The sequence below is a fragment of the Parabacteroides sp. Y3-G-102 genome, assembly GCF_023656845.1.
Classification (GTDB): Bacteria; Bacteroidota; Bacteroidia; order Bacteroidales; family Tannerellaceae; genus Parabacteroides; species Parabacteroides distasonis.
This window is the reverse complement of record NZ_JAMOKU010000020.1, coordinates 85,371-93,680: the sequence shown is the minus strand read 5'-3', so window position 1 is coordinate 93,680 and position 8,310 is coordinate 85,371. Positions and strand designations below refer to the sequence as shown.

Sequence of the window (8,310 nt, the reverse complement as noted above, 5' to 3'; positions counted from 1 at the left end):
TGTGTCTATGTTATCAGTATGAAGTTAAAAGAAGTGACTACTATATCAGTATTACTTTATAACTACTGTCTACTGATTACGTTTATAAACAAAAAAAGTGTCTAGATAAATCAGGAAAAGACAGCCTATTGCAGTTTTTCTAAATTTCTTATACGGAAAACTTTAGTTTCTTCAAGGAAAAACTTTCGTTTCTATATAGGGAAACAAAAGTTTCTTACTGAGGAAACTTTTGTTTTATTAGGAGAAAACTCAGGCTGCTATTATAGGAGATTCGTGATAGGATTCATGAGACGGAAAGTTATTGTCTGTTTTTAGTGCGCTTACCCTGTAAAATACATACCTTCGCGGATATATTTAATTGATTTTCTATGAAATGGTATCTATGGGGGGCAGTTGTCCTGCTTTATTCCCTGTTTGGAAGCGCTTGTTCTACGGAACGGAGGTATGATTTGTCGGCTTATGGTTTATCCCCGGTCGAGAATGTGGATAATGCGCCCGCTATGGCGAGGGCATTGGAGCAGATACGGGAGAAATGCGAGGAAAACCAGACAATTGTGGTGACCTTGCCTAAGGGCCGCTATGAGTTTTATCCCGATAGCGCGGCGGAGCGTGTCTATTTCATCTCGAATCATGATCAAATGAATCCGAAGAAAGTAGGTTTGCCTTTCGAGGGGATGAAGAATATGGTGTTCGACGGGCAAGGCTCGGAGTTAATCTTCCACGGCAGGATGTTGCCGGTCTCTTTGCTGGATTCGAGGAATTGTGTCTTGAAGAATTTCAGTATAGACTTCAAGCATCCTCAGATTTCACAGGTAAAAGTGGTGGAGAACGATACGCTGAAAGGCGGGATCACCTTCGAGGTGGCTCCATGGGTACGCTATGAGATACGGGATAGCGTGTTTGTAGCGAAGGGAGAAGGCTGGGAGTTGACTCCCGGTTCCGGTATCGCCTTCGAGGGAGATACACGTCATTTGGTGTATAATACAAGCGATATCCCGATAGGCGTGCGGGGCTTGATCGAGGTTTCTCCAAGGCTGATAAAGTCTCCCCGTTGGAAAGACAGCCGTTTGGTGCCCGGTACGGTGATCGCCATGCGTTCTTGGGAACGTCCGGCTCCCGGTGTCTTCCTGTATCATGACGTGAATACGACTCTGGAGAATATCAAGGTTCATTATGCCGAGGGAATGGGCCTCTTGGCGCAAGTGAGCGAGAATATCACGCTGGATGGTTTCTCCGTTTGCTTGAAAGGGGCGGACGATCCGCGGTATTTCACGACACAGGCGGACGCTACCCATTTCTCGGCCTGCAAGGGAGCGATCCTCTCCAAGAATGGCTTGTACGAAGGGATGATGGACGACGCTATCAATGTGCATGGAACTTACCTGAAAGTGGTGAGACGAGTGAATGACTCGACCTTGGTAGGCCGGTATATGCACCCGCAATCGTATGGTTTCGAATGGGGAAGGGTAGGGGATTCCGTGCAGTTCATCCATTCGAGCACCATGGAATTGATAGGGGCGAGAAACCGGATTACCGCTATCAAGGCAGTTGATCAACCGGATTACCGAGGGGCGAAGGAGTTCGAGATCCGGTTTGAGAATACGGTGAATCCTTCGATCCATGAGGGAAGCGGCTTCGGCATAGAGAATCTGGAGTGGACGCCGACGGTCCTATTCTCGGATAACGTGATCCGGAATAACCGTGCCCGTGGTTCCTTGTTCAGCACGCCTCGGCAAACGGTCGTAGAGAATAATGTTTTCGATCATACCTCGGGGACGGCGATCCTGCTGTGCGGTGATTGCAATGGTTGGTTCGAGACCGGCGCTTGCCGGAACGTGTTGATCCGTAAGAATAAGTTCATCAACTCCTTGACGAATATGTTCCAATTTACGAACGCTATTATCTCTATTTATCCCGAAATCCCGGATTTAGCGTCGCAAAGGAAATATTTCCATAGTGATATCGTGATCGACGCGAACGAGTTTATTACGTTCGATAGGCCATTGGTATACGCCAAGTCCGTGGACGGGTTGGTCTTCACGAATAATATTGTCAAACAAAATAAGGAATACCCGGCCTTCCATTGGAATAACCATCGTTTCTATTTCCAGCGGGTGATCCATTCGAAAATAGAGAACAACTATTTTGATGAAGGGTTTATCCGGGAGAGGGATGTCTTAGAGGAAAATAACGGATATGATATATAGGAAATTAATCGTCTTGGCAAGCCTTTTGATAGGCTTCGTAAACATTGCGTTCGCCGGCGTTGGTGATCTCGATACGTTAAACGTACGTTCTCAAGCCCCTGTCAAGGAGAGAATGCCTGTCGTCGCCTATAAGTTTAACCCGAAAAGCTTGATTCTTCCGGCCTCATTGATAACGGTGGGAGCCGTAGGCACGGCGATCGACGGGATGAATGACTTTCACCTGTTTTCCCGGAAAGATTCCGTGAAGCAAATCCATATCGACAATTACTTGGAGTGGGGAATGCTGGGTTGGGTATTTGTCTGCGACCTTATGGGAACAGAGAAGCATAACTGGGTGGACCAACTTTGCTTGGTCGCTTTAGCGGAAGGGATGAACGGATTGATGGTGCATGGGCTGAAGAACTGGGTAAACGAGCCTCGCCCGGACGGGGCGCCTTATTCGTTTCCTTCCGGACATACCTCGAATGCTTTCTTAGGGGCGCATATGGCTTATAAGGAATTTAAGGATAGCTCACCTATACTCGCTTACTCGGGTTATGCGATAGCGGCGTTCGTGGCGGGTTCCCGCTTATACAATAACAGGCATTGGGTGGCGGATGTAGTAGCCGGCGCAGGTTTCGGGATCTTGTCGGTAGAGTTATCGTATCTGATCTATTTCCCGATTCGTAACGCTATCGCCCGGCGGATCAATCGAAATGTGAAGAACTGCCCGATCGTGGCCGCTCCGGTATTCAGTTCGAATATGGCGGGATTCTATCTGACTTATCAATTTTAATGCGTCTTATGAATAAAGAGCATACCGGCTTATAGAGACTGGTTAATGCGCAAAAGCTCCTCTATATGCGTGCGGTCGTTGCTGAGGCGTGGGATCTTGTGCTGCCCGCCTAATTTGCCTTTCTGCTTGAGCCATTCATAGAAAGCACCGTCGTGGGCGATAACGATTTCCAGCGGTTGAAGGGAGATCTCTTTATACCGCTTCGCCTCATAGTCCGAGTTCAGCTTTTGTAAGTTCTGATCTAATAAAGTGGCGAATTCATCGAGAGATTCCGGTTTCTTGTCAAACTCGATAAACCATTGGTGCCGTCCTTTCGCCTTATCCAGCATAAAAAGTGGGGCGGCGGTATATTCTTTTACTTTCGCCCCGGTTCGTAGGCAAGTCATGGCGATCGCCTTATCGGCGTTATCCACCATTAGCTCCTCGCCGAAGGCGTTGATAAAGTGCTTGGTACGTCCGGAGATAACGAATTTATGAGGGAATAACGAGGTGAAACGTACCGTATCCCCGATCTGATAGCGCCATAATCCTCCCGAGGTCGTGATCACCATCGCATAGTTTTTCCCGGTCTCTACCGATTCCAGCGGTAACACGGTCGGATGGGCGCTACCCACCTCGTTCATCGGGATGAACTCATAGAAAATACCGTAATCCGGCATCATAAGCAAACTGGGGTCTGTCGGATCGTCTTGCAGCCCGAAGAAGCCCTCGGATGCGTTATAGGTCTCCATATAATGCATCTTATTCGATGGAATCAAGGTTTTATATTGCTCCCGGTAAGGCTCGAAACTGATTCCCCCATGGAAGAAGACCTCCAGATTAGGCCATACGTCCGTAAGATATTCCCTACCCGTTTTTTTCAATACGGCCTTGATCAAGACCAACATCCAAGAAGGAACACCGGATAGGCTGTTTACATCCTTATTCCAAGTGTTCTCCACGATCGCCTTGATCTTGCTTTCCCATTCATCCATTAGGATAATGGGTTTCTTGGGGACGCGTATTAAATTGACGAGCGGATTGAGATTTTGAAGTAATACGGCGGATAAGTCGCCTTGATGAGCCTCGGAGTTTAGCGGGGAAGGGCTATGGCTGCCGCCTAATATCAAGCCTTTCTTGGAGAAGAAACGGCTTTCCGGGTTGTTCCGCAGATAAATGGCCACGCAATCGAAGCCTCCTTTATAGTGGCAACCCTTTAATATCTCGGGGGTGACGGGCAGGAATTTACTTTTGTCGTTCGTGGTCCCGCTACTCTTAGCGTACCACCGCACCACCGAAGGCCAGAGAATATTCCTTTCTCCGTTTATCATTCGGGTGACATACGGCTTTATCTCGTCATAAGTCTGTAAGGGAAGACGTTGGCAGAAGTCAGAATAAGAGCGAATGCTTTTATAATCATATTTGAGTCCCCATTCCGTCTTGCGTGCCGTCGAAAGCAGAGCATGCAGCTGTTTGCGCTGGATATGGTCTATATCCTGCCCAAATCGTCCGATCTCCGTTTGTCGATGGCGGAAAAGGAGCGAAATCGTCTGTGTTAAAATATCCATGCTCTTTTTATTTGTTCGAGTGCAAATGTAGGCATTCTCTTTTTATTTATATCTTTGCTAGGTACTAAATTAACGTTACGATGAAAATAGGGATTCTCTCATCGGGTGGCGATTGCCCCGGTATCAACGCTACGATCCGTGGTGTTGGCAAGACCGCTATCATGCATTACGGCATGGAAGTGATAGGTATTCATAGCGGTTTTATAGGTCTTTTGAATAAAGACGTCCAAGTTTTCGATGAACGGAGCTTATCCGGCATATTAAATTTAGGGGGAACCATTTTAGGAACGTCCAGAGAGAAGCCTTTCCGTAAGCTCTTGGCCTCGGGAGATTCGGAAAAGCCGGAGATCATTAAGAAAAATTATGAGGAGCTGGGGCTGGACTGCTTGGTTTGTATCGGAGGAAACGGTACGCAGAAGACGGCCAATCTGTTATCTCAGATCGGATTGAACGTGATAGGCGTTCCCAAGACAATCGATAATGACATATGGGGTACGGATATTACGTTCGGTTTTAATACCGCCGTGAATATCGCCACGGAATCTATAGACCGTCTTCATTCTACAGCTAGTTCACATAAGCGGGTGATGGTCGTGGAGGTGATGGGCCATCATGCCGGATGGATCGCCTTGTATGCCGGGATGGCTGGAGGTGCCGACGTGATCTTACTTCCGGAATTGGGATACGATATCGATAAGGTGAACGAGGCGATCTTGGATCGGGCTCGCAGGGGCAAACCTTATTCCATCGTTGTAGTAGCCGAGGGTATCGAGACTCCGGATAAAAAGCGTCCTTCTGATTATATTACCCGGGCTATCGAGGCGGGAACGGGTATCGAGACCCGGGATACCGTATTGGGATACACCCAACGGGGTGGAAACCCCTCTCCGTTCGACCGTAACCTTGCGACTCGCTTGGGAGGCCATGCCACGGAACTGATCGCTAATGGTGAATTCGGACGTATGGTTTGTATGAAAGGAGATAGGGTAGAATCCATTCCCTTGTTAGAAGTAGCGGGAAAACTAAAATTAGTGACACCGGATCATGATTTGATCGTACAAGGAAAACGGATGGGGGTAACATTCGGGAAATAAAATAAAAAAGGTTGTGTGTCAGAGAACGCACAACCTTTTTTACTTTATACTAGTAGGCGGCCGTTTATTTTTTAATACCTTGAACGGTTTGGCTTCCCTTTTCGGTAGTCAAGCGGAAGATATACATTCCAGTGGCAAAATCACCCGTGCTGAGACTGCTTCCCGGTTGCGGGACGCTACGTATCAACTTTCCATCGGCCCTGTAGATCTCAAGCGATTTCAGTTGTTGATAATTCTGGATCTGTACTTCATTCGAGAAGATACGTGGTTGAATATCTACTTCTTCGCCTGTTGGCTTCAGTTCGTTACCTACGCTCGTTTCCGGAATTACCGTAACCGGGGCGCTCTCATCGGTACCATAAAGTGCCGTTACTTGGAGCAGAGGGGTACTTGTTGTCAGATTTTTCACCGTATAATTCCGTTGAGAAACAGGTAATGTCGTCAGTTCCCGGGTATCTTGATATACCTTATAACCGGTCAGCTCCGGAAAAGCCGTGATCAACTCTGCTTCTTGCGCATCGGAGGCGATAGCCAGTTTCCGGAATGATAATCGGCCCGTTCTCATGGGTTGCGGTTTCTCCGAGAAAGTGCTCGTGGAGAATACGGAACTCGAGGGGAGCTCACCTTCTTCTGCGCTTATTACGATCGATAACACAACATTGGCATCTAGCTCATCATCTGAGAATGTTTCCCATTTTTTTCCGTCCAAAGAATATAAATTCCCTTTTCCGTCGACTGCGGGGCCTTTATCGGAGCATGCCGGATATGTGTTATTGGCATAGCTTATCACATGAATGGCTACCAGTAAATCCAGCTTCGCGTCGATTACGAATGGTGTTTTAAGTGTGACCGAATTTATTTTACCTGATTTCAGTTGAGTGAAACTCTCTTCATACTCCCGGTTTCCCTGTTTGATATAGACTCCATAAGTGACCCCTTCCTGCGGATAGAAATTAACCTTCCGGATCGTTTTTTTATGCACCGGTTGTAGATCTTTCGTATCCCATTTCTGAGCGAAATAGAATGGATCTCCTCCGAGACCGAACTGTTGATAACGATCTTGTGATCCCCAACCAGCTATTTTTTCGAGGACTGGGGCATTCCATGTCAGTTGAATCTCACCCGTGGAGATCTGTTTGTATTTCAAATCAGTCGGACCTTCATACTCGTTTCCGAGCGTTTTCCCATCCTGCGTCATTCCCTGCAACGAGGTGACGCCCGTTCCGAGTGGATCTAGCCAGACATCCATCCGGGCTGTATCATTATCACTGTATTTATTCCAGTGATAATACAATTTACCGTATAAATTCAATCCTTCGGGCAGTTCGCAACTGGAGCTTCCACCGCTCAGCGTACCTATAATCAAGCCTTTGCTATTAAATAAAGGCGAGCCGGAAGAACCTCCCTCGGTCACCCCGTGTCCGTTTAGCGTGGCATCGAAAGTCGCGTTCCAATGAGCGTTCGTGGCCCCGGTTTTCCCAACATCACTATTACGCCATGTAATCGATTCTGTCGGATAATTTCCATAGGTGGAGATTTTCATATAATCGCCGGAAGGATGATGGATGCCTACGCCCGAGAGTGAAAGCATATTTGAACGATCCCATCCGTTAAAGAATACATTATAATCGTCGGGGATCTCGTCGTTAAGCAACAGCAACAGTCCGTCGGAACCGTTTTCGACAGGGGTGGAGGCTTTCCGTGTACATCCTACCATGGTTTTTATCGGATAAATGGGTGACTCATTATCGCAGCCCACATGTTCTTGGTGGAAATAAAACAACCAGACCGCTAATTCCTCGGGAGTAACCGTCTGTTCGCCCAGTATATCTTGCGAACAATGGAAGGCGGATAATACATAAGGCTTTTTGTCACGGGCCGTATTATTTACCAGAGAAGCCGTACAAATATAGCTTCCTCCTTCTCCCTCTTTATTACGGATGTATTGAATCATTTGTATCACCCCCTTCTTTTGCTCCTGCCAATCGGCTCCCTCCTCGCAATTGATATTCACTTCGCAAGCTCCTGAAAAGTCGGCTCCCGGCGCTTCCTGTACTTCTGGCATGATCGCTTCAAGATGATTATACCCGTAACCGACCTCCCGGATGCGTAGTCGAGGTGTCTCGCCGGATGGTGCCGGCACATATTCGAGGATCACCTCATCGTCTGCTACGGCTTGGGTTGCGAACGGTCCGTTTTTAGGATGCGTACGATGCGTATAGGCACCCAATACTTGGGTTTTCGCTGCGTTATACAGGTATAACCGGGCACCTTTGGGTATATAAAAATCGGAGTAATACAGGATCAAGGCGATCGCTCCTTTCGCTTGAAGGTGAAGTTGCCATACTTGGCTACCGTCAGGTAGTGAAATCCAATCGCCGCTATTGGCGATGTCGAAGCTGGTTGGAATCGACTTGGCTACACGCAACGGAGCGCCTTGGCTGACCCTCCACGCATCGACCGCCTTGAGGTCTTCCACACTGAAATTCACTGGAACTTGTTCTGCTAGCTTTTCACTTCGAAGTGAACCTGCGAATTGAAAGCTGGGGGGGAGTCCTCCTTCGCTGATCTGCGCCAACAAACTTGAAATCGAGAAATAACCGATATATAATATGCCGGTTATTAATATTCGGAGAAGTTTACTGTACTGGTTTTTCATACATACAACTTTATATGAGCTTATTCTT

The 8,310-nt window shown here is 47.5% G+C and carries 5 protein-coding genes; 3 read left to right on the top strand and 2 right to left on the bottom strand.

Annotated elements, in window-relative coordinates; translation table 11 throughout:
- Window positions 1-368 precede the first annotated feature (368 nt).
- Together NBH16_RS11960 and NBH16_RS11955 are read left to right on the top strand one after the other, a co-directional pair.
- Entirely contained in the window at window positions 369-2,207 is a 1,839-nt protein-coding gene (locus NBH16_RS11960) for a right-handed parallel beta-helix repeat-containing protein (protein WP_057326747.1), read from the top strand.
- On the top strand, window positions 2,197-2,982 hold the full coding sequence (locus NBH16_RS11955) for a phosphatase PAP2 family protein (RefSeq protein WP_008781033.1): 786 nt from the start codon (window positions 2,197-2,199) through the stop codon (window positions 2,980-2,982). Before NBH16_RS11960 ends, NBH16_RS11955 begins: the two co-directional genes overlap by 11 nt.
- A 29-nt stretch (window positions 2,983-3,011) precedes the next feature.
- On the opposite strand, the gene NBH16_RS11950 is transcribed toward NBH16_RS11955, so the two are convergent.
- Window positions 3,012-4,529 (bottom strand): GH3 auxin-responsive promoter family protein, encoded by a 1,518-nt coding sequence (locus NBH16_RS11950; protein ID WP_005864020.1) that lies wholly within the window; start codon window positions 4,527-4,529, stop codon window positions 3,012-3,014.
- An 80-nt stretch (window positions 4,530-4,609) separates the two neighbouring features.
- Here NBH16_RS11950 and NBH16_RS11945 point away from each other — a divergent pair, with 80 nt between their 5' ends.
- Window positions 4,610-5,623: an ATP-dependent 6-phosphofructokinase gene (locus tag NBH16_RS11945; RefSeq protein WP_005864022.1), complete on the top strand. Its 1,014-nt coding sequence runs from the start codon at window positions 4,610-4,612 to the stop codon at window positions 5,621-5,623.
- 64 nt (window positions 5,624-5,687) lie between these two features.
- Here NBH16_RS11945 and NBH16_RS11940 read toward each other — a convergent pair whose 3' ends face one another.
- Window positions 5,688-8,282, bottom strand: a complete 2,595-nt coding sequence (locus NBH16_RS11940) for a T9SS type A sorting domain-containing protein (protein ID WP_250788623.1) — start codon at window positions 8,280-8,282, stop codon at window positions 5,688-5,690.
- Window positions 8,283-8,310: the final 28 nt, after the last annotated feature.